Annotated in this window: 19 protein-coding genes and 1 pseudogene; 9 read left to right on the top strand and 11 right to left on the bottom strand. The window is 64.8% G+C overall.

Annotated features, from left to right (window positions below; translation table 11 throughout):
- Window positions 1–46: 46 nt before the first annotated feature.
- Window positions 47–523 carry a hypothetical protein gene (locus EGH23_RS15100; protein WP_220580822.1) on the bottom strand — a complete coding sequence of 159 codons (477 nt, stop codon included), beginning with the start codon at window positions 521–523 and terminating at the stop codon, window positions 47–49.
- 189 nt (window positions 524–712) lie between these two features.
- On the opposite strand from EGH23_RS15100, the gene EGH23_RS15095 reads away from it, so the two are divergent.
- Complete coding sequence (locus EGH23_RS15095) at window positions 713–1,492, top strand: GNAT family N-acetyltransferase (RefSeq protein ID WP_220580821.1); 780 nt, start codon at window positions 713–715, stop codon at window positions 1,490–1,492.
- 100 nt (window positions 1,493–1,592) lie between these two features.
- Window positions 1,593–2,546 carry a TIGR03557 family F420-dependent LLM class oxidoreductase gene (locus tag EGH23_RS15090; RefSeq protein ID WP_220580820.1) on the top strand — a complete coding sequence of 318 codons (954 nt, stop codon included), beginning with the start codon at window positions 1,593–1,595 and terminating at the stop codon, window positions 2,544–2,546.
- A 39-nt stretch (window positions 2,547–2,585) separates the two neighbouring features.
- On the opposite strand, the gene EGH23_RS15085 is transcribed toward EGH23_RS15090, so the two are convergent.
- The 4 genes from EGH23_RS15085 to EGH23_RS15070 all read right to left on the bottom strand — a co-directional run bounded on the left by EGH23_RS15085 (window position 2,586) and on the right by EGH23_RS15070 (window position 6,477).
- Complete coding sequence (locus tag EGH23_RS15085; protein WP_220580819.1) at window positions 2,586–3,239, bottom strand: CehA/McbA family metallohydrolase; 654 nt, start codon at window positions 3,237–3,239, stop codon at window positions 2,586–2,588.
- Between the two features lie 11 nt (window positions 3,240–3,250).
- On the bottom strand, window positions 3,251–4,192 hold the full coding sequence (locus EGH23_RS15080; RefSeq protein ID WP_220580818.1) for a diacylglycerol/lipid kinase family protein: 942 nt from the start codon (window positions 4,190–4,192) through the stop codon (window positions 3,251–3,253).
- A gap of 72 nt (window positions 4,193–4,264) precedes the next feature.
- Window positions 4,265–5,401 (bottom strand): CBS domain-containing protein, encoded by a 1,137-nt coding sequence (locus EGH23_RS15075; RefSeq protein ID WP_220580817.1) that lies wholly within the window; start codon window positions 5,399–5,401, stop codon window positions 4,265–4,267.
- A 251-nt stretch (window positions 5,402–5,652) separates the two neighbouring features.
- Window positions 5,653–6,477 carry a YihY/virulence factor BrkB family protein gene (locus EGH23_RS15070; protein WP_220580816.1) on the bottom strand — a complete coding sequence of 275 codons (825 nt, stop codon included), beginning with the start codon at window positions 6,475–6,477 and terminating at the stop codon, window positions 5,653–5,655.
- Window positions 6,478–6,688: 211 nt separating this feature from the next.
- On the opposite strand from EGH23_RS15070, the gene EGH23_RS15065 reads away from it, so the two are divergent.
- The gene (locus EGH23_RS15065; protein ID WP_220580815.1) at window positions 6,689–7,357 is read left to right on the top strand and encodes an AIM24 family protein; all 669 of its coding nucleotides are present in this window, start codon (window positions 6,689–6,691) and stop codon (window positions 7,355–7,357) included.
- A 140-nt stretch (window positions 7,358–7,497) separates the two neighbouring features.
- Here EGH23_RS15065 and EGH23_RS15060 read toward each other — a convergent pair whose 3' ends face one another.
- Window positions 7,498–7,641, bottom strand: coding sequence for a hypothetical protein (locus tag EGH23_RS15060; protein WP_220580814.1), 144 nt, complete (start codon window positions 7,639–7,641; stop codon window positions 7,498–7,500).
- A 131-nt stretch (window positions 7,642–7,772) separates the two neighbouring features.
- On the opposite strand from EGH23_RS15060, the gene EGH23_RS15055 reads away from it, so the two are divergent.
- From EGH23_RS15055 to EGH23_RS15045, 3 genes are all read left to right on the top strand, one after another.
- The gene (locus tag EGH23_RS15055; RefSeq protein WP_220580813.1) at window positions 7,773–8,087 is read left to right on the top strand and encodes a hypothetical protein; all 315 of its coding nucleotides are present in this window, start codon (window positions 7,773–7,775) and stop codon (window positions 8,085–8,087) included.
- A gap of 95 nt (window positions 8,088–8,182) precedes the next feature.
- A complete protein-coding gene (locus tag EGH23_RS15050; RefSeq protein WP_220580812.1) occupies window positions 8,183–9,190 on the top strand; it encodes a DUF7544 domain-containing protein in 1,008 nt (335 codons plus the stop codon).
- Window positions 9,191–9,280: 90 nt separating this feature from the next.
- Complete coding sequence (locus EGH23_RS15045) at window positions 9,281–9,898, top strand: class I SAM-dependent methyltransferase (protein WP_220580811.1); 618 nt, start codon at window positions 9,281–9,283, stop codon at window positions 9,896–9,898.
- A gap of 90 nt (window positions 9,899–9,988) precedes the next feature.
- On the opposite strand, the gene EGH23_RS15040 is transcribed toward EGH23_RS15045, so the two are convergent.
- Window positions 9,989–10,195, bottom strand: coding sequence for a hypothetical protein (locus EGH23_RS15040; protein WP_220580810.1), 207 nt, complete (start codon window positions 10,193–10,195; stop codon window positions 9,989–9,991).
- Between the two features lie 156 nt (window positions 10,196–10,351).
- Here EGH23_RS15040 and EGH23_RS15035 point away from each other — a divergent pair, with 156 nt between their 5' ends.
- On the top strand, window positions 10,352–10,762 hold the full coding sequence (locus tag EGH23_RS15035) for a TRAM domain-containing protein (protein ID WP_220580809.1): 411 nt from the start codon (window positions 10,352–10,354) through the stop codon (window positions 10,760–10,762).
- Between the two features lie 384 nt (window positions 10,763–11,146).
- Here EGH23_RS15035 and rhcF read toward each other — a convergent pair whose 3' ends face one another.
- The 4 genes and pseudogenes from rhcF to EGH23_RS15020 form a co-directional block, all read right to left on the bottom strand.
- A complete protein-coding gene (gene rhcF / locus EGH23_RS15030) occupies window positions 11,147–11,995 on the bottom strand; it encodes a 2,4-diketo-3-deoxy-L-rhamnonate hydrolase (protein ID WP_220580808.1) in 849 nt (282 codons plus the stop codon).
- Between the two features lie 51 nt (window positions 11,996–12,046).
- Complete coding sequence (locus tag EGH23_RS15025) at window positions 12,047–12,805, bottom strand: IclR family transcriptional regulator (RefSeq protein WP_220580807.1); 759 nt, start codon at window positions 12,803–12,805, stop codon at window positions 12,047–12,049.
- A 140-nt stretch (window positions 12,806–12,945) separates the two neighbouring features.
- Window positions 12,946–13,062 (bottom strand): annotated as a pseudogene (locus tag EGH23_RS27215) (F420-dependent oxidoreductase); the annotation flags it as partial.
- Window positions 13,063–13,090: 28 nt separating this feature from the next.
- Window positions 13,091–14,122 (bottom strand): zinc-dependent alcohol dehydrogenase, encoded by a 1,032-nt coding sequence (locus tag EGH23_RS15020; RefSeq protein ID WP_220580806.1) that lies wholly within the window; start codon window positions 14,120–14,122, stop codon window positions 13,091–13,093.
- A 209-nt stretch (window positions 14,123–14,331) separates the two neighbouring features.
- Here EGH23_RS15020 and EGH23_RS15015 point away from each other — a divergent pair, with 209 nt between their 5' ends.
- Both EGH23_RS15015 and EGH23_RS15010 read left to right on the top strand, forming a co-directional pair.
- Window positions 14,332–14,853, top strand: a complete 522-nt coding sequence (locus EGH23_RS15015; RefSeq protein WP_220580805.1) for an LUD domain-containing protein — start codon at window positions 14,332–14,334, stop codon at window positions 14,851–14,853.
- Window positions 14,854–14,855: 2 nt separating this feature from the next.
- On the top strand, window positions 14,856–17,036 hold the full coding sequence (locus EGH23_RS15010) for an LUD domain-containing protein (protein ID WP_220580804.1): 2,181 nt from the start codon (window positions 14,856–14,858) through the stop codon (window positions 17,034–17,036).
- Window positions 17,037–17,059 lie beyond the last annotated feature (23 nt).

The following is a 17,059-nucleotide window of genomic DNA, read 5'->3' as shown; positions in this document are numbered from 1 at the left end:
GAAAAATACGAAGTGGTCCTCTGGAACGGCGGAACGCGGAGCGACTCTAGAAGTCGTCCGCTTCGTCGTCGCCTTCCTCGGTCGTCGCTTCGGACTCGTCGCCGACGTCCGTCTCGTCGTCGGTCGACTGCCCGATCTCCTCGTCGACCGAACTCTCCACGTCGTCGTCCGCCGTCGACGTGTCGTCCGTTACCGACGGGCTGTCCACGTCGTCCTGTCCGTTCTTCCGCCGTCGGTTGGCCAGATACGCCGTCGAGGCGACGGCGGCGGCGACGGCGAGTAGTCGCTTCCCGGACCGGCCGGAGGACGACGAAGACGCGCTCTCCGTCTCGTCGTCTGTCACCGCTGACTGACCGTCGCTCTCGCTCTCGTGTTCCGCCAGCGCTTCGGCGACGCCCTCCTTGACGGCGGCCTTTATCTCCTCGGCGTCCAGGTTCGACCCGCTCCGGGACTGCAGCTCTTCCTCGACAACCGATGCGACGGGCCGTAGCACTTCCGAGATCTGTGAAGTCTTCTTAGACATCGTGGTTAGACGCTCGGCTGCGGGCCGGAAGGCCCCTGGCCCTGCAGCTGCAAGCGCGCCCTCTCTGACTCCACGGAGCCCCGATAGTGGCGGTAGACCGGCCACTACTCGTTCGAGAGGACACCTGTGCGGACGGCGGCTTCGTGTGCAAGGGTGACCGCTTTCTCTGTCGGGGAGAGAGAGGGATACATGAACGTTCGTCCCGCGACAGTCGACGATCGAGAGGGCATTCGAGAGACCGCCGAGCGGTCGTTTCGCGCCTCGTACGCGCTGAGTCCCCAGCACATAGAGACGATTATAGAGACCGATTTCGGCCCGGAAGAGCTCTCGGACCGGATAGACACGAACGGGGAACGCCTGCTCGTCGCCGAAGGGGGCGACGACGAAGCGGTAGAGACCTCCCCGGTCGGGTTCGCCGAACTCACTGACGCCGGGGAGCTTCGCTGGCTTCACGTCCATCCGGAGGCCCGCGGGCGCGGCATCGGTCACTCGCTTGTCGAGGGCTTACAGGACGAACTCGACGGCGACTCGGCTCGACTCACGGCCCGACTACTCGAAAGCGCCCGGGAGGGGAACCAGTTCCTCCAGCGGTTCGACCTCTATCAGACGGACACCGAAACCATCGAGATCGGGTCCGTGGAGTTCACCCTGCAGCGGTACACGCAACAGGAAGAAGAGCGGATACAGGAGGAAAAAGAGGACGAGGAGGCCGGCGACCCGGAGGTCGAGGTCCCGGACGAGGTCACGTTCGACGGACAGCAGCGGTCGGTCGACAGCGACTCGGAACTCTCGGGGACTCGGTCGCCGTTCTTCCCCGTCTACGACGACGCCGAGTCCGAACACCGAGCGGGGTACTTCTGCTCGCAGTGCGGCGGCACCGACGTGACCGGCGACGGCCTCGACCGCCTGAAGTGCAACGAGTGCGGCAACACCCACCGGCCGGACGACTGGGACCCGGCGTACCTCTAGGTTCCGGAGAGCGCCCCGAGAACCCGCCGACGCCCCCTTTCTCTCGCAAGGAGTAGATTCCCCACGACGGCGGCCGATGCGTCACTCGGTAGACGCTGCTATGACAGAGATCGGCTACACCCTATCGAGCGAAGAGCACGGACCGAACGACCTCGTTGACCACGCCCGGAAAGCGGAGGACGTCGGCTTCGACTTCCTCTCTATCTCCGACCACTACCACCCGTGGGTCGCCGAGCAGGGCGACGCGCCGTTCGTCTGGTCAACTCTCGGCGGCGTCGCCGAGGCGACGACCGACGTCGACGTCGGGATCGGCGTCTCCGCGCCCATCATGCGCATGCACCCGGCCCTCTACGCGCAGGCCAGCGCGACGGCGGCGACGATGTTCGAGGGCCGCGAGTTCTACGCCGGGGTCGGGACCGGCGAGAGCCTGAACGAGCACATCTACGGGGACCACTGGCCCGAACACGCGGTCCGACTGGAGATGTTAGAGGAGGCCATCGACGTTATCCGCTCGCTCTGGACCGGCGAAGAAGTCAGCCACCGCGGCGAGCACTACACCGTCGAGAACGCGCAGCTGTTCACGCTCCCCGAGGAGACGCCGCCCATCTGCGTCTCGGCGTACGGCCCGCGCGCCGCGCAGGCGGCGGCCGACGTCGGCGACGGCTTCTGGGCGGTCGGGCCTCAGGACACCGTCGAGACGTGGGAGGAGAACGGCGGCGAGGGGCCGCGGTTTTGCCAGCTCACGGCCTGCGTCGCCGACAGCGAGGATGAGGCCGTCTCCACCGCCCACGAGCAGTGGCCCAACTCCGGCCTCGCCGGCGAGATGACCGCTATCCTCCCGACGCCGAGCCACTTCGAGCAGGCCACCGAGATGGTCTCAGAGGAAGACATCGCCGAGAGTTCGATGCTCTGCGGGCCGGACGCCCAGCCGCACATCGACAGCATCCAGCAGGCGATCGACGCGGGCTACGACCACGTCTACGTCCACCAGGTCGGCGACGACCAGGACGCGCTGTTCGAGCTCTACGAGGAAGAAGTCCTCCCGTCGTTCTAGGTGACTGGCGTCTCGGCCACTCTCGGCACCGCTCCACCGCTATACGTGGCCCTTGTGCTCGTGTACTCGCTGGTAGACCTCGTGGAGCACGCGATTCGAGAGACGGTCGTCGACGCGCGGCCCCACGCGCCCGTCGCGGATCGCCTCGACGACGGCTTCGGGCGTCGGCTCCTCGGCGTCGACCATCGTGTGCGCCCGTCCCACCTCGAAGGGGTAGTGGGCGTCGCTGCCGCCGACCAGCGGTAGGTCGAGGCTCTCGGCCAGCTTCCTGACTCTGGACTGCCGCTGTGGGTGTTTGCCGTTTATCTCCACCGCGTCCAGCTCCGCATCGCCTTCGCTGACGGTGCTGTTCCGGTATGGATGGGCCATAATCGCCGCACAGCCCCGATCGTGGGCCATCTCGACCACCGCCTCGGGCGTCAGTTCCTCCGGTTCGGTGTCCGCCGGCGGGTCCGGCCCGACGACGAGAACGTGGCCCCGCGTGGTCGAGACTTCGATACCGGGAATCGTCGCCAGCGACGAGTCGTGATCGTAGGGCCGATAGTAGTCGTGGTTGGTCAGGGCGACGCCGTCTAAGTCCCGCCTCCGGGCGACGCCGCCGAGTAGCGACGCCCCGACCGGGTCGAAGCGCGTCGGTTCGCCCTCGTTCCAGTGAAAGAATCGCGTGTGCGCGTGTAGGTCGAGTTTGTACATTATCGCTCTGGTCACTCCTCGCCGCCGGGTATCGGTTCGTAGCGCTCGCCGACTGCGAAGGTGAGCGCTCGCGGCTCGTTTCGCACGGATAGTTCGTGGCGTTCGATTATCTCGCCGTCGAGGCTGAACGACACCGGGTCGGCCTCCTGCACTTCGATCTCGAGCCCGGAGACAGTGTATCGGGAGGTCTGGTCGCTCTCGCGGCCCAGCAGCCGTTCGACGGCCGCCGTCTCCATCAGGTCTACCGACCCGGTTCCGTGGACGAGCGTCACGTCGAACCGGCCGTCCTCCATGTTCGCCTGCGTGCTCCCGCTGGGGGGAAACCGCCGACCGTTGCCGATGAGGACGGCGATGGCGGTTCCCGACCAGACCGGGGCGTCGGCGTCCGCGTCGGAGAGCCTCGCCGTGAGCCGAATCCCGTCGAAGGAGGGGATCGCCCGGAGCGTCTCGACGACGTAGGCGAACGTCCCGAACTGGTCTTTCAGCGCCGGGCTCGTCTCGGCGCTGGACTCCGCCGTCAGCCCGCCGACACAGGAGTTGACGAACGGATCGCCGTCCGCGAACCCGAGGTCGATCCGTCTCCGCTCGCCCGCTTCGAGGACCTCGAACCCCTGTTCGATGCCCGTGACGCCGACGTTTGCGGCGAAGTCGTTCCCGGTGCCGCACGGGAGGACGCCAACGGTGACGTCGTCCAGCGCCTCTGCCTCGACGACGCCCCTCACGACGCCGTTCAGCGTGCCGTCGCCGCCAGCGGCGGCGATTTCCGTCGCGCCGTCGCCGATCGCGTCTCGCGTCAACTCGATGGCGTCGCCCTCTTCTTCGGTCTCCAAGACATCGTAGCCGTAGTCTTCGGCGTGTTCGCGCACCGTCTCGGGGTGGTCGCCGGCCCCGCTCACGGGGTTCAGGACGACGACGCGCTCGCCGGTCGTCTCGGTCGGTGATGTCGTAGCCATTGGTGGGGTTCGTCTGTCTCAGCGGTCGGTCCCGCTTCTCTCTCGTCGGTCAGCTCGCGTGTATCGGCTCGACTAGATGTCGTGTAGCTTCCGTAATACCGCTTCGCGCTCTTCGGTCTCCGATCGCTTGCCCTTGAGTTCGAGGACGTTCTGTTCGAGTTTCTCCAGCGCGATGGAGAAGGCGTCTTCCGCGCCGTAGCCCTCGCCGGTGCCGGCCAACTGGTCCTTGTCGGTGAACAGGCGGATCTGACAGCGCATCAGAGACTGCCCGCGGTGGCTCTCGTCGTGTTTCTGGAGCGTGACGTGGGCGTTGATAACGTCCAGTTCCTGGTACTTCTCGGTTATCTCCTCGATCTGCTCGGTGATCTCCGCTCGGTCGGTGCTGCGGAGGTACTCCGGGTTCGTCACCTGCAGGTCGAGTTCGGGCGTCTCGGTGTAAGTCAGCGCCCTGAGCACGTCGGTCTTCGTGAGGACGCCGACCGGGTCGTCCGTGCCGTCTTCGACGACGACGAGACCGTCGTAGTTCTTCTCGAACATCGTCTCGACGGCCGACTGGACGCTCTCGTCGGGCGTCGTCGTCTCCGCGGGGCGACTCATCACGTTCTCGACGGGGAGGTCGGTCAGGTGCGGCTTCTCGCCGCCGCCGCGGTCGCCGCGATCCGCCGTGTCGGTGCCGCGAACGACGAACTCCACGAGGTCGTCAGTCGTCGCCACGCCGACGAGTCCGTCCTCGTCGTCGACGACCGGCAGCCGCGAGATGCCGTTCTCGCGGAGCTCGTTGACGACTTCGCCCATCTTCGCCTTCCGCTCGACGGTCACCGGGTCCGCCGTGTAGACGTCGGCGACGTCGAGCGTCGAGAGGTCGGCACCGACGTCTTCGAGCAGACTGTCGCGGGTGACGACGCCGTGGAGCCCCTCCTCGTCGACGAGCGGTGCCACCGTGGTGTCGTTCTCGACGAGCACCCGAGCGATCTCGCGGACGCTCGTCTCGGGGTCGAGTTGCGGAACCGTCCCCATGACGGCCTGCGCCTGCGCGTCGTCGCTCAACCGGGACCGAAGGAGGTCCCGGGCCAGCACTGCACCGACCACCTCGTCGTCGACGACGAGGACTGCCTCCGTGGACGACTCCTCGAGCGTCGATCTGAGCTTTCCGGCGCGCGTCTCCGGTGTCGCCGTCTCGTAATCCTGCGTCAGAATCGCTCGATCCATCGGTGGACCTCGATGCGGCCGCTATCGAAATCAACTACCGGGCTGCATTAACAGCCCATCGACCTATTCGGGCCGCTAACGTCGCGAGAGTGACGCAGATGAGGTAGCGAGAGATCTCAACAACCGGGTTCGCCGGCCGGAGTGGCCGCGCGGATACGTTCTGCGGTCACGACGTTGGTACTGGGCTCGTCGAGCGCGAAAAGTGGGCTCGACGGATTTCTCGTCGATCCCGTCGGAGTCCGGGGTACTGTTCAGTTCACACTACTCGATTCGGATTCCCTAGAGGTGTCAACGCGATCGATATCGATCGCGTTGACGACGGCACCGAGTAGCAGGACGACGCCGCTGAAGTACAGCCACGTAACGAGTAAGAGAATGCTCGCGATGAGGTTGCCGTCGCTCCCGCTCAGGGAGACGTACACCTGAAACAGCACCTGTAAGATCATCCAACCGACGGCTCCGACGACCGTTCCCGGGAGGACGTCTCGCGGCTCGACGTCGATATCCGGGAACAGGTAGTACATCGGGAAGAAGGCGATACAGAGACCGAGAACGAGTATCAACGGCACTGCGAACTCGATGAACGGAACGAACGCGAAGAAGGCGACGACGCTCGTCGCACCGATCATCGCGACGATGCCGAGCGTGAGGGTGAGCAGCATCAGGATACTCTTCTTGATCTGGCCGACGAACGACTCACGGCCGGTCGTCTCGTAGATCTCCGAGAACGCGGTATCGAGTCCGCGGAACACCTTGATCGCACCCCAGACGAGCGTGAGTACCCCGATGATCGACGCGGTGATCGTCGAGCCGGTTCCGGCGCCGCTCTGTTGATCGATCATCACCTCGATGACGCCCCCGACCGACGGGGAGACGCTGTCGGTGGTGACCTCGACGATCCGCTGCTGCAGTTCGGGCGCGCCGAAGACCGAAACCGCGAGGAAGAAGAACATGAGCAGCGGCACGAGCGAGACGAACGCGCTGTAGGCGATACTGCCGGCGAGGAAGGTCACGTTCTTCTCGCTGAAGACGTCCTTGACCGCTTTCGCTTGCGAAGCGATCGACTGGGTGTCCATACCTCTCCTATCGCGTTCGAGCGGTTTTACTGCGGGGGCCGCTGGAGCCCGGCGTAGCGTTGCGTCCAGTCAGTACGCTTCCGCTCGCTGCACGTCCCATTTCGGTCTCGAGAGGCTCGCGACCGCCGCTGTCCGACCGTTTTTCGCCTGAAGGTTTTTGACCCCGCTCTCCGAAGCGCCGTCCGGGTTGCCTACAGCCCTGAATTGCCACATGGAACTCGAGAACTTCATCAACGAAAACGCGCCCGCGGAGAGTCAAGACACGTTCGAACTGGAGAACAAGAAGCTACTGGACATCGACGTGGACGGCACGGTACTGACGAAGGCCGGGTCGATGATCGCCTACGAGGGAGACCTCTCCTTCACCGGGAAGTCCTCCGCCGAGGGCGGCCTGACCGGCTTCATCAAGGGACAGATGTCGAGCGAGGGCACGCCCGTCATGGAGGTCGAGGGGACGGGCAACGTCTACGTCGCAGACCAGGGGAAGAAGATCCAGCCCCTCTCGCTGGACGAGGACGAGTCGATCACGGTCAACGGCAACGACGTGCTCGCCTTCGAGGACAGCGTCGACTACAAGATCGGGACCATCGGCTCGCTCAGCGGCGCGTCGGCCGCCGGCCTGACCAACGTCTTCCTCTCCGGGCCGGGGATGGTCGCCATCACGACCCACGGCGACCCGCTGGTGCTCGAACCGCCGGTGAAGACGGACCCCGACGCGACCGTCGCGTGGTCCAGCGACCTCTCGCCGAGCATCAACACCGACCGCAGTCTCGCGAACGCCATCGGGCAGTCCTCCGGCGAGACGTATCAGATGTCGTTCGACGGCTCGAGCGGCTTCGTCGTCGTTCAGCCCTTCGAGGAGACCGCACAGCGAGCCTGATAACCGACCCGGCTCGGCTCTCGCTCACCAGAGTCGCGGACCCCCGTCTTGCTCTCCGTTTCTCACGGCGAGTCTCTCGTACCGTGACCGAAACCTGGCCGGTTCGACGGCGGTTCGCGTTCGCTACGTCCGCTTCTCGGTTACACGACGGCCGTTACCCAGTCCGCCGTGACGAACTTGTGCCGGCAACTCTCACAGAGCGCGATCTCCATGGCCTCGCCCGTAGAGAGATGGACGTGATACCGTCGAGCGGCGATTTCTTGACCACAGTTAGCACACGTCATGGTACACGTAGAGACTACGGGTGACGCGGATATAGGTGTTACCAGGTTATCACAATGCGGCTCGTCGCCCCGGCGCGTCGGTCGGCGCGGGCGTCGACAGGGCTAACTACCGAGCGACGATATCGTGTCACATGGACCCGAGCGCGGTCTTCGAACGCGCCGACGTGACGCGGCGGCCGGGGGACCTCCTGCCCGGTGAGTCGGACGAGGAGGAGAAGTGGCTCGCGACCGACCCCGAGACGGACTGTCGCGGCGTCGGGCCGTTCGAGGAGGCGGCGCGGACCAATCTCGTGTACGCGGTCGAAGCCTATTACGAGGAATACGAGACGCGCGGAGAGACCGGCCCGTTCTTGAGCGCCGGGCGGGACCAGACGTTCGAGATGCGCTGGCTCGACGAGGCAGAGACGACTCTCGCCGACCGGCTTCAGGCGTTCCTACCGTTCTAGGCGCGACCTTCGCTCGGTGAAACACCGTGATCATCGTCTGAGAGCCGCTACGCCCTCGGTGTAGACTTATATGCGAAGGCGCACGATTCAGTGATATGACACTCTACGCGCTCGAAGACATCGACGACGCGCTCGACGCGACGCGGACGTTTCTCTTCCCCATCGACCGAACCCGGTGGATAAAACTCGCCGTGATCGTCTTCTTCGTCGGCGGTCCGGTCGCGAACTTCAACTTCTCGCAGTACAACGTCCCGGCGGAGCAGGGACCGGGCGGCGTACCGCCGATTCCGGAGATCGGGACGAACGTCGTACTCCTCGTCGCCGCCGTCGTACTGGTCGCGCTGCTCGTCGGACTCGCGCTCATGCTGGTCGGTTCGATCATGGAGTTCGTGCTCGTCGAGTCGCTGCGTCACGAGTCGGTCGCGATCCGCGCGTACTGGGACCGGCGGTGGCGACAGGGCGTTCGCCTGTTCGGCTTTCGACTCCTCGTGAACGGACTCGTCCTCGGGAGCTTCGTCGTCCTCTTCGCGCTGTTCGTGCTCCCCGCACTCTTCGATATCGGACCGAGCGCGGCTCCAGTCGGCGGGCTCTCGCTCGTCGGGTTCCTGCTGCTCCTGCCGGTCATCGTCGTGCTGGCGCTGGTCGTCGGCGTCGTCGATACCGTCACGACGACGTTCGTCGTCCCCGTCATGGTGCTCGAAGACCGGACCGTCTTGGGCGGCTGGCGGCGACTCTGGCCGACGATGACCGGCCAGCCCTGGCAGTACCTCGCCTACCTCGTCGCTAACTTCGTCCTCGCGATCGTTACCGGACTCCTCGTCGCTATCGCTACCGGGTTGGCGGCGCTGCTGCTACTGATTCCGTTCGGCCTCCTCGGCCTCCTCGGCCTCCTACTGTTCTTTCTCTTCGCACCGCTTGGCATTGGCGTCCTCGCGGTGGTCGGCGTCCTCTTCGTCCTCGCGCTCCTCACCGTCGCCGCCCTCGTTCAGGTCCCGGTCGTCACCTATCTGCGCTACTACGCGTTACTGGTCTTGGGCGATATTGCCCCCGAATTCGACCTGATCTCGGAGCGTCGCGCCGCCGTGCGCACCGACGAACTGTAGCGGCCGGGACCCGTTCTCTCACTGTTGTCCATCACGCCGAGACGCGGCCACTTCGGGGCACATTTACTCCTCGATTCCGTCGGTCGACGTATGGACCCCGACGACGTTCGCGAAGATTGGGCCGAGCGCTCCGGGAAGTACTCGCCCACGTACTACGCCGAGATCGGCCCGAACGAGGTGAGCGAGACGCTCGCCGACGTGCTCGGCCACTACGTCGCAGACGACGTATCGATTCTCGAGATCGGCTGTGGCTCCGGCCGGCATCTCGCGCACTTGCTTCGAAACGGCTACGAGAATCTCACCGGGATCGACATCAACGAGGACTCCTTCGACGTGATGGCCGAGAACTACCCGCGCCTCGCAGAGACGGGGACTTTCCACACTGGCGCGGTCGAGGACTTCGTCGGGGACGTCGAAGACGACGCGTTCGACGTGGTCTACACCGTCGAGACGCTCCAGCACATTCACCCCGACGACGCGTGGGTCTTCGACGAGATTTCTCGTATCACGGCCGACTTTCTCGTAACGGCCGAAAACGAGGGCAACAGCCCACAGCGCGGCCGCACCGAGACGGACGTCAGTTACGTGAACGACGACTTCCCGCTCTTTCACCGCAACTGGAAGGGAATCTTCTCGGAGCGCGGTTTCGCCCAGCTGATACGCGAACCCACGTCTCGGGATACGATCCGCGTGTTCCGGGCGCTCTGAGACCGGGTCGTCGAGATCGACTGCGATGAGTCTCGGTTACGCTCGGTCGCCGGTGAGTAACCGCTACTCGTGAAAGGCTCTGTTCGGAAGTTACCTATCACCGCGGAGCACGAGCACGAGCCCGAAGATGACGCCGACGACGATGAGTGCCACTCCGCTGATTCCGTAGAGTTCCCCCGGCGTGTAGGTGAAGCGGTCGCCGTACCTCATGATCGCCGCCGAGAGGAGGAGGGTCACTCCGGAACCGGTCAGGACGGTCGCCAGGTCGAAACCGGCGGGGTTGCCGATGTCGGGCATACGGAAGAAACGCGCGTCCCCATACGTAGGCGTGGTGCTTGCGACGAGAGCGAGAAGAGACAGGATGTCGGTCGCTGTCGGCACGGCGACCGTCCCTTTGGCAGTAGACTCAAATAGACCGCCCCCAATACACCAGAAAACACGGTGTCTGATTGAATGGAAATTCCCCCACAACTTCGGTGTTTATTCTCCGCCGAGATCGAGCGCTCCGGTGATTCACTGGTCGTCGAGGTCCCCGAGGAAGAGGTTCACACCGGCGGCGTATCGGCCGGCGAAACCTATCGAGTTGCGCTACTACCCGCAGCGACAGACGACGCCCCCAAGCAGACAGATTCGCGGACGGGTACGCCGCCGGCGGACGAGCCCCCGGTCGAAGAGGGCGAGACTCGGCGCGTCGAGATCGAGAGTATCGGCGACCAGGGCGACGGCGTGACACGCGTCGAACGCGGCTTCGTCGTCATCGTCCCCGACACCGAAGTCGGTGAACGCGTCGCCGTCGAGATTCAGGCGGTCACGGAGAACGTCGCCTTCGCCGAGGTCACCGAGCGACTCAGCTACTACGACTGAGCCCGCTGCGCGAAACTCGCCGAGGCCGTTCGATACCCGCTGCTCGCTGCTATGCCCCGAAACTGCCTTGGATGTCTTCGAACAGTAGTATAGCCATTTGGAATATCTATTTGGGTTAACTATACTCACCCTCTCCTCGGCATTTGTCCGATGTCGCGTTATCTCCTCGAAGAGTCCCGGAATCCGCGGAGATACCCATCTAGCTTCGGATATGCTGGTAGATTAGAGCTTACATCCGGATAGCAGCGAAAATCTAGCCAATTCGGGCTCGAAGATAGCTAAAATATCATATATATGCCTAAACACTCGTCTTTTAGATTTACTTAATGCCTTGAATCGCCTAATATGGAACTAATGACATCTAAACCGCCCGTCTGGAACTCGTTAGTCCCGTTCCGCCGTGACGGGATTGGTCAGCGTGCCGATGCCCTCGATCTCGACGTCGACGGTGTCGCCGGGTTCGAGCAGTTCGGGCGGGTCACGGAAGATGCCGACGCCGCCGGGGGTGCCCGTAGAGATGACGTCGCCGGGACGCAGCGTCGTGAAGCCGCTGATGTATTCGACGACCTCCTCGACGCCGAAGATGAACTCCTCGGTGTTCGAGGACTGCTTCGTCTCGCTGTTGACGCGACAGGCGACGTCCAGACTGGAGGGGTCGAGTCGGTCGTCGGGAACGAGCGTCGGTCCCATCGGCGCGAACGTATCGTAGCTCTTCCCGCGGAAGAACTGGCCGTCGTCGAACTGCGCGTCACGGCCGCTCACGTCGTTTATCGCCGTATAGCCGGCGACGTACTCCCGCGCCTCGTCGGCGGAGACGTCCTTCGCCGTCCGACCGATGACGACGCCCAGTTCGACCTCGTAGTCGACTTCGTCGAGGTCGGACGGGTGGACGATGGGGTCGCCGGGGTTGGTGACGGCCGTCCCGGCCTTCCCGAACAGGAGCGGCCGCTCGGGGACCTCTTCGTCCTGTTCTTCGGCGTGGTCGTGGTAGTTTAGCCCGACGCAGACGATCTTCCCCGGTCGCGGTACCGGCGCGAGGAGTCGCGCGTCCGCGACGGGAACGGCGTGGTCCTCGGCGGCGTCGACGGCGTCCTCGACGACCCGCAGGAAGCCCGGGTCGGTCAACTGCTGATACGTGATCTCTTCGCGGAGTCCGGTCAACGGAACGATTTCGTCGTCGCGGCGGACGCCCCACGCCGGAGTGTCGCCGGTGGTGTATCGAACGAATTGCATCGACGGGTACTGCCAGCGCGGAGAACCTAACTGTTGTGTTCGAGACCGACCCTACGAGTAGGTCAGGTTCACCTCGATGACGTTCGCGCTGCGGAGGATCTGGTCCGGGACCTCGTCGGTGAACCGCTCTTCCTGCATCCGACTCTTCGGTCCCGAGACGCTCACCGCGGCGATGGCGTAGCCGTCCTCGTCGACGATGGGGGCCGCGATACACCGCATCCCTTTCACTCGCTCCTCGTCGTCGTAGGCGTACCCCCGTTCTCGGACTTGATCGAGCGCGTCGAAGAGTTCCGCTCTGTCGGTTATCGTCTGCTCGGTCACCTTCGGAAGCCCGTGGCGGTCGAGAATCGCCTCGACCTCCGCTCGCGGCCGAAACGCCATGATGGTCTTTCCCAGCGCCGTCGTCTGTAGGGGAACGCGCATCCCCGCGTGCGTATCTAACTGGACGGCGTTCTGCCCGCGCGCCTTGTACAGGAAGACGCCGAGGCCGTGTTCCTCGATCATGAAGTTGGCGTGCTCGCCGGTCTTCTCGGCCAGCTCGTCTATCTCCGGGCGGGCGATCTCGAACACTTTCTGTCGCGACCGGGCCTGATTTCCCAACTGGAGGAAGCGGGTGCTGACGTAGTACTCGTTGCCCTCCTTGACCAGGTACTCCTCCTGTTCGAGCGTCCGGAGGTGGTCGTGGATAGTGCTCGTCGGCTTATCGAGGCGCTGAGCCACCTCGGAGACGCCGGCACCTTCGAGTTCGCGGAGCGTCTCGACGACTTCGAGGGAGATTTTCGCCGCCTTGACGGGCACGGGGTCGGTCATATCCGTACCAAGGATAGGTCTCGAAAAAAGCTTTTCCGTCATCACCGGAACGGCCGACCCGCTTCGACGAAGCGATCGCCGCGCTCCCGAACCCGATCTGTCTGTGAGCTTCGCTGTCGACGGTCGCCGGCTGCTCCGGATCACCGGAACTCCGGCATGACCTCGTCGGCGAACAGTTCCATCCCACCGGTGTCGGGGAAGTCGACGAACCAACACTGGAACTTCGTGACGCCGGCCTCGATGCGGCGGCTCTGTGCGGCCCGGTACGCGCGGTCGTCGCGTCGTTCACTCCGCGAATTGGAACACCGGTTTGCAGGTCTCCGAGTCGAGGAACGACTCGAAGGCGGCCGCCGGGTCGTCCGTGCTGAAAGAGGCGTCCAGTATCGCGTCGACGTCGATCTCCTCCCGTTCCATCAGGCGGAGCGCCTGCTCGAAGTTCGTCCACGTCGACCCGTAGGAGGTGTTGATGTCCACCTCGCCGCGGACCACGTCGGTCAGCGCGAACTCGCTGTCGTCGTTCGGGATGCCCACGACGACGACCTGCCCGCCCTTCCGGACGAAGTCGGCGGCGGTCCCGACGCCGGTGTGATGACCCGTCGAGTCGAACACGACGTCGAACCCGATGCCGTCGGTGAACGCCTCGGTGCGGTCTTCGAGGCTCTCGGACTGGGCGTCGATGGTCTCGATGCCGAGGTCCTCCAGCAGCGGCAGCCGATACACCGCGTCCCGTTCGAGCCCGGAGACGACGACGTTCGCGCCGAGCGAGTCGGCGACGGCCGCCACGAGGACGCCGATGGGACCGGGTCCTTCGACCAGGACGTTGTCGCCCGGTGTCGTCTCCGACTGGCTGAAGACCGCGCGAGTGGCGATGCTCGTCGGCTCCGTGATCGCCGCGTGCCGGAGCGGGACGTCCCCGGGGACCGCGTGGAGGTGTTCCGCCTCGACCGCGACGTACTCGGCGTAGGCCCCGTCTCTGTGCATTCCCGTGATAGAGAAGTTCTGGCAGACGTTGGGCTGGCCGTTCTTACACTGGAAACACTTCCCGCAGTCGTGGATCGGCTCCTCGATGACTTTCTGTCCCTCGCTGAAGTCCTCGACGTCGTCGCCGACGTCCACGACTTCGCCGGAGTACTCGTGGCCCATGACTCGCGGAATAGGAATCCACTCGTACCCGCCGTCGTACTTGTAGGCGTGCGCGTCGCTCCCGCACAGCCCCGCGGTGTGGACCTTGACGAGAACTTCGTCCGTGTCGATCGTCGGCATCTCCCGCTCCTGTGTCTCCACGGAACGGGGACCCGTCTGAACAATTGCTTTCATAGTTGCTGATATCGGTCGGTCTATTCGACTCACTCGGAACGTGCAGACACTGGCGTTAATACTTTTGGGTGTACAGGTACATACCCGACGAAATCAGCAGCTTCGAAACCTCTAGCCGTGACGTTCTGTGAATTCGGCTCTCGACTCTGTCACCGTGGGTCGCGCTAACCAAAGCTAAATGACCGTGTGGGTCGAGTCTAGTGGTATCGATGGCAACCACAGGCTCGTCTTTCGAGAACGCCCTTCGCGAACTGGGCGTCTCGGTTACCCACGCCGATAGCGATACGGTTCGAGAACAGATCGAGGAGACCGTCACAGCGCCGGCCGTCGGCGTCCCGCTGGAGGCGACGTTCGGCGACGCCGCGTTCTCGCTCGCGGAGACGTCCGTCGAGGTCGACCCGACGCCCGCGACGCTCCGCGACGCGACGACCGGCGTGACCGGCGCGCAGTTGGGGGTCGCGGACTACGGGACGCTCGTCCTCTCGCTGACGGAGCGGGCGAGCGAACTCGTGAGCCTGTTCGTCGAGAGACACGTCGCGGTCGTTCGAGCGGCCGACGTCGTCGAAGAGATGGAGACCGCGATCGAGGAACTGGACGAGGAGTTCTCCGAGACGCGAGGGAGCGCGATCCTGGCGACCGGTCCCAGCGCGACGGCCGACATGGGGGCGCTCGTGAAAGGCGCGCACGGCCCGAAGGAGGTCCACGTCGTTCTCGTGGAGGGGGGCGAGTGACAATGTCGAAAGCCGACGAACTCCGCGAGGTGATGCGCACCGAGGGAGCGGCCATCGCGGAGAACACGCAGGCGTTCAACGAGGGCCGGTACGACTCGGTCGCCGACTTAGAGGACTACGAGGAACTGAAGTCCGAGGCGCGCGCTATCAAGGAAGATGCGATCGAACGGCTCCCGGAGCTGCTCGACGAACTGACCGAGGCCGTCGAGGAAAACGGCGGAACCGTCTATCTCGCCGACGACGCCGCGGACGCGAACGACTACATCCGGAACGTGGTAGCCGACCGCGACGCGAACCGCGTCGTCAAGAGCAAGTCGATGACCAGCGAGGAGATCGAGGTCAACGAAGCCCTCGAAGCCGACGACGTGGACGTGGTCGAGACGGACTTAGGCGAGTGGGTCCTGCAGGTGGCCGACGAAGCGCCCTCGCACATCGTCGCACCGGCCATCCACAAATCTCGCGAGGCCATCGCCGAGTTGTTCAACGAGGTCTTCGAGCCCGAAGAACCCTTAGAGACCGCTCAGGAGTTGACGCATTTCGCCCGCGAGAAACTGGGCGAGCAGATCGTCGACGCCGAGGTCGGCATCACCGGCGCGAACTTCCTGGCGGCCGACACCGGAACGATGGCGCTGGTCACCAGCGAGGGCAACGCCCGCAAGACCGTCGCCGCGACGGACACCCAGATAACCGTCGCCGGCGTCGAGAAAATCGTGCCGAGCGTCGGCGACCTCGACCCCTTTATCGAACTCATCGGCCGCTCTGGGACCGGCCAGGACATCACCTCCTACGTCTCCCTGCTGACGCCGCCCGTCGACACGCCCGTCGTGGACTTCGAGGACGACGAGACGCCCCTCTCGGAGTTCGACAGCGACCGGGACTTCCACCTCGTGCTCATCGACAACGGCCGCATGGCGATGCGCGAGGACGACCAGTTGCGCGAGACGCTGTACTGCATCCGGTGTTCCGCCTGTTCGAACTCCTGTGCGAACTTCCAGAGCGTCGGCGGCCACGCCTTCGGGGGCGAGACCTACTCGGGCGGCATCGCAACCGGGTGGGAGACGGGTATCGAGGGACTGGACGTCGCAGAGGAGTTCAACGACCTCTGTACGGGCTGTACCCGATGCGTGAACGCCTGTCCGGTGGAGATCGACATCCCGTGGATAAACACGGTCGTCCGCGACCGCATCAACCGCGAGGGCGAGCACCCAGCCGACTGGCTCGTCGACGGCCTCGTGCCCGACGAGGAAGACGAGGGCGCTCCGCTGCAGAAGCGGTTCTTCGGCAACTTCGAGACGGTCGCGAAGCTCGGGAGCGCCACCGCGCCGCTCTCGAACTGGCTGGCCGACACCTCGACCTCTCGGTGGGCCATGTCGTCGGCGCTCGATATCGACCCCCGCCGGGACCTCCCGACGTTCGAACGCGAGACGCTGGTCGAGTGGGCCGGGAAGCGCGACTCGACGGTCTCCGACCCCGAGCGCCGGGCGGTCCTCTACCCGGACCTCTACACGAACCACGTCCAGGTCGACCGCGGTAAGGCGGCGGTGAGGGCGCTCGAAGCGCTCGGCGTCGACGTGGTCGTGCCCGAAGCGCCCTCCAGCGGTCGCGCGCCGCTCTCGCAGGGGATGGTCGCGACCGCACAGGACCACGCCGAACGGGTCACGGACACCCTCGCACCCCATATCGAGGACGGCCGCGACATCGTCGTCGTCGAACCGAGCGACCACGCGCTGTTCCAGCGGGAGTACGAGAAACTGCTCGACTCCGCCGCGTTCACCGACCTCGTCGAGAACAGTTACGAGGTGTTGGAGTACGTCTACGGCCTCCTCGACAACGGAGCCGACGGTTCGGCTCTGACGACGGCCGACGGCGACGAAATCGCCTATCACAGCCACTGTCAGCAGCGAACCCTCGGACTGGAGGCCCACACCGTCGCAGTGTTGGAAGAGCGCGGCTACGACGTCGTCACCTCGAACGTGGAGTGTTGCGGAATGGCCGGCAGTTTCGGCTACAAGGGGGACTACTACGAGGTCAGCATGGACGTCGGCGACCGCCTGCGGGAGCAGTTACAGGCCGAAGACGTTCGCGACCGCCCGGTCGTCGCCAGCGGCACCTCCTGTCTCGAACAGATAGACTCGCTCCTCGAACGGCAGCCTCGCCACCCCGTCGAACTGCTCGTCGACTGACTGGACGGGTCGTCTACTTCTCG

Source organism: Haloarcula nitratireducens (assembly GCF_019599505.1).
Note: the sequence above shows the minus strand (reverse complement) of the source record. Positions and strands in the feature narration are given on the sequence as shown.

Coding starts and splice junctions, on each gene's coding strand:
- EGH23_RS15100 (WP_220580822.1), bottom strand. CDS start 523: ATGTCTAAGAAGACTTCACAGATCTCGGAAGTGCTACGGCCCGTCGCA.
- EGH23_RS15095 (WP_220580821.1), top strand. CDS start 713: ATGAACGTTCGTCCCGCGACAGTCGACGATCGAGAGGGCATTCGAGAG.
- EGH23_RS15090 (WP_220580820.1), top strand. CDS start 1,593: ATGACAGAGATCGGCTACACCCTATCGAGCGAAGAGCACGGACCGAAC.
- EGH23_RS15085 (WP_220580819.1), bottom strand. CDS start 3,239: ATGTACAAACTCGACCTACACGCGCACACGCGATTCTTTCACTGGAAC.
- EGH23_RS15080 (WP_220580818.1), bottom strand. CDS start 4,192: ATGGCTACGACATCACCGACCGAGACGACCGGCGAGCGCGTCGTCGTC.
- EGH23_RS15075 (WP_220580817.1), bottom strand. CDS start 5,401: ATGGATCGAGCGATTCTGACGCAGGATTACGAGACGGCGACACCGGAG.
- EGH23_RS15070 (WP_220580816.1), bottom strand. CDS start 6,477: ATGGACACCCAGTCGATCGCTTCGCAAGCGAAAGCGGTCAAGGACGTC.
- EGH23_RS15065 (WP_220580815.1), top strand. CDS start 6,689: ATGGAACTCGAGAACTTCATCAACGAAAACGCGCCCGCGGAGAGTCAA.
- EGH23_RS15060 (WP_220580814.1), bottom strand. CDS start 7,641: ATGACGTGTGCTAACTGTGGTCAAGAAATCGCCGCTCGACGGTATCAC.
- EGH23_RS15055 (WP_220580813.1), top strand. CDS start 7,773: ATGGACCCGAGCGCGGTCTTCGAACGCGCCGACGTGACGCGGCGGCCG.
- EGH23_RS15050 (WP_220580812.1), top strand. CDS start 8,183: ATGACACTCTACGCGCTCGAAGACATCGACGACGCGCTCGACGCGACG.
- EGH23_RS15045 (WP_220580811.1), top strand. CDS start 9,281: ATGGACCCCGACGACGTTCGCGAAGATTGGGCCGAGCGCTCCGGGAAG.
- EGH23_RS15040 (WP_220580810.1), bottom strand. CDS start 10,195: ATGCCCGACATCGGCAACCCCGCCGGTTTCGACCTGGCGACCGTCCTG.
- EGH23_RS15035 (WP_220580809.1), top strand. CDS start 10,352: ATGGAAATTCCCCCACAACTTCGGTGTTTATTCTCCGCCGAGATCGAG.
- rhcF (WP_220580808.1), bottom strand. CDS start 11,995: ATGCAATTCGTTCGATACACCACCGGCGACACTCCGGCGTGGGGCGTC.
- EGH23_RS15025 (WP_220580807.1), bottom strand. CDS start 12,805: ATGACCGACCCCGTGCCCGTCAAGGCGGCGAAAATCTCCCTCGAAGTC.
- EGH23_RS15020 (WP_220580806.1), bottom strand. CDS start 14,122: ATGAAAGCAATTGTTCAGACGGGTCCCCGTTCCGTGGAGACACAGGAG.
- EGH23_RS15015 (WP_220580805.1), top strand. CDS start 14,332: ATGGCAACCACAGGCTCGTCTTTCGAGAACGCCCTTCGCGAACTGGGC.
- EGH23_RS15010 (WP_220580804.1), top strand. CDS start 14,856: ATGTCGAAAGCCGACGAACTCCGCGAGGTGATGCGCACCGAGGGAGCG.